Below are 2,591 nucleotides of genomic sequence, written 5' to 3'. Positions count from 1 at the left end.
CCGGAAAACTATGCTAATCAGCAATTTTCAACGGGAGCGTTTAAAAAGCTAAATGAAAAATCAGCTCCTGATTATCCATCACCAATTTTCGGTTACAAATTCGATCGTGTTAAATATTTGCTTAATCATATGACAGAAGCAGATTTTGACCCGTTTGACGGCTATGCGATTGAATATATTAACCCAACCACAGGTGGCTCTGCTGATTTACGCATTGGCACAATGATGCAAAAGCTGAAACCAGGTCAGCAAACGAAAGCGCACCGACATGTTCACAGCGCAATTTTTCATGTTCTTGAAGGTACAGGCTATACGGTCATTGATGGTCAGAAGTTTGAATGGGAAAAAGGAGATTTCTTTATTCTACCACCATGGAGCAATCATGAGCATGTGAACACGGGAATTGAAGATGTGTTCCTATTCTCCTTCAATGACAAACCAGTCATGGAAAAATTAGAGCTTGAATTCAGCGAGGGTTACCAAGAAAATGATGGACACCAGGTAGTGGAAAAAGTCTTTATTCCTGACGGAACCGTTTGAGAAGAGAAGGGGGAGGCATTGTGAAGATTGCTATTTTTAATGACGATTTACTTGGAGTAGTAATGGGAGACCGTGTAACAGATGTATCAAAAGTAGCAGGTTGGGATAAAGCTGACCCGAATGCTTCTTTCCTCAAGCTCGTTGAATATTTTAATGAACTTAAAGAGGAAATGAATCGGGAAGCGGAAACAGGCACTTCTTATTCATTGAACGAGGTGAGATTGAAATCCCCCGTTCCAAGTACACGGAAAATTTGGGCTGCACCTGTGAACTATCGAAAACATCAAGAAGAAATGAATAAAATATTCAACAACGCACCTAGGACAATCGAAGAAATTGCCTTGTTTCTGAAATCACCTGAGTCCTTATCAGGCCCCTCTGACCCTATTTTACTTCCTTATAAGGATCGTCGTACGGACCATGAGGCGGAGCTTGGATATGTGGTCGGTAAAAAGGCGAAAAATGTAAAGGTGGAAGAGGCAAAAGATTATATCTTTGGTTATTTTGCCTTATTGGATATTTCCATTCGGGGCAATGAAGAGCGGACCTGGAGAAAGTCGTTTGATTCATTTACTCCGATTGGACCATGGATTGTGACTGCCGATGAAATCGAAGATCCTAATGACTTGGCCATGACATTATGGGTGAACGATGAAGTACGTCAGGATGGAAGTACAAAACATCTCATTTACGATTGCTATAAATGTTTTGAAGTGGCATGCGATAATATGACGCTCCTTCCTGGAGATATTGTGGCAACCGGTACCCCTGAAGGAGTTGGTCCGATTGAAGCGGGGGACTGTGTCCGCATTAAAATTGACCAAATTGGTGAATTCACAGTAGATGTTAAACTAGCCGGAGAAGTTTAAGCGATTGTAAAACTGAAAATAGTCTATTTTGCCTTATAATTCTAACCACAAGTAATTATTAAATATTAAAAAAAGGAGAATCTCATCTATGGAAAAAGTAAATAAATGCGATGTAATAGTTGTTGGAGCTGGCCCGGTTGGTTTAGTAGCGGGTCTTGCATTGAAACAAAAAGGGATTTCTTCTGTAGTAATTGAAGCGGATCCACATGGCCGTCCTCGTCCGGGCAGCCGGGCGATCTATACTCACAGTGCGACTCTAAAACTTTTGGAAGAAATTTCGAAAGGACTTGGGTTCACACTAGGGCGCAATGGAATCATTTGGCCGGTTAAGCGAACGCTTTATAAAGGAAAAGAAGTGTATGTCCGTAATTATGGTTTTACGGATAATACCGATCAAAATAAATTACCCCATTTCACGGCATTGCACCAAGATGATATTGAAAAGCATATTTATGATGCCTGTCTTGACGCTGGTGTTGAATTCGTTTGGGGTTCACCAGTGGAAAAATTGGATATTACCGATGTTGGGGTGAGATTGACTACAAAATCCGGTGAAGTGTGGGAAGCACAATACATTATTGGCAGTGACGGATCACATTCTGTTGTAAGAGAACAGGCTGGTTTAAAATTTGAAGGACCACGAACGGCAGATACATTCCTTGTAGTTGATGTAAAGGAAGATGAGGAAAATCCCCTACCGCTTGAGCGTACATTTCATTATCAACATCCAGCCATGGGAGGAAGGAATGTGATGTTTGTTCCGTTTAATGGCGGCTGGCGTGTGGATCTTCAGCTTTTAGAAGGGGACAATCCGGATGACTATACAAATATCGAGGGTGTCAAAAAGTGGCTTCCAAAAGTGATGGATGCTAAATATGCTGAGCGTATTACATGGGTATCTACATACCGTTTTCATCAGGTTGTTGCCAATTCCTTTACAGATGAAAAAAGGCGAATTCTTCTCGCCGGTGAAGCAGCCCATTTGTTTGCTCCTTTTGGTGCCCGTGGATTGAACWCCGGTGTACCGGATGCAATTATTTCTGTACGGGGGATTGAGAAAGCACTTCAATCTAATTCTGAAACGGAGCGGAAAGCAGCAGTTGATGCAGCAGCAACTGAAAGACGGATTGCCGCAAAGTGGAACCGCGACGGATCAACCACTGCATTGCATCACCTTCAAGG

3 protein-coding genes are annotated in these 2,591 nt (G+C 42.1%); all 3 read left to right on the top strand.

Annotated elements, in window-relative coordinates; translation table 11 throughout:
* Positions 1 to 540 (top strand): cupin domain-containing protein (locus tag AC1DUW_RS25560; RefSeq protein WP_477643797.1); only part of this gene is annotated, 540 nt, incomplete at its 5' end.
* A gap of 20 nt (positions 541 to 560) precedes the next feature.
* Positions 561 to 1,409 carry a fumarylacetoacetate hydrolase family protein gene (locus AC1DUW_RS25555; protein ID WP_053346172.1) on the top strand — a complete coding sequence of 283 codons (849 nt, stop codon included), beginning with the start codon at positions 561 to 563 and terminating at the stop codon, positions 1,407 to 1,409.
* An 88-nt stretch (positions 1,410 to 1,497) separates the two neighbouring features.
* Positions 1,498 to 2,591, top strand: a 1,094-nt coding sequence (locus AC1DUW_RS25550) for an FAD-dependent oxidoreductase (protein ID WP_477643796.1), incomplete at its 3' end; no start/stop codon positions are given.

The sequence above is a fragment of the Peribacillus sp. P4_C12 genome (assembly GCF_056402095.1).
Note: the sequence above shows the minus strand (reverse complement) of the source record. Positions and strands in the feature narration are given on the sequence as shown.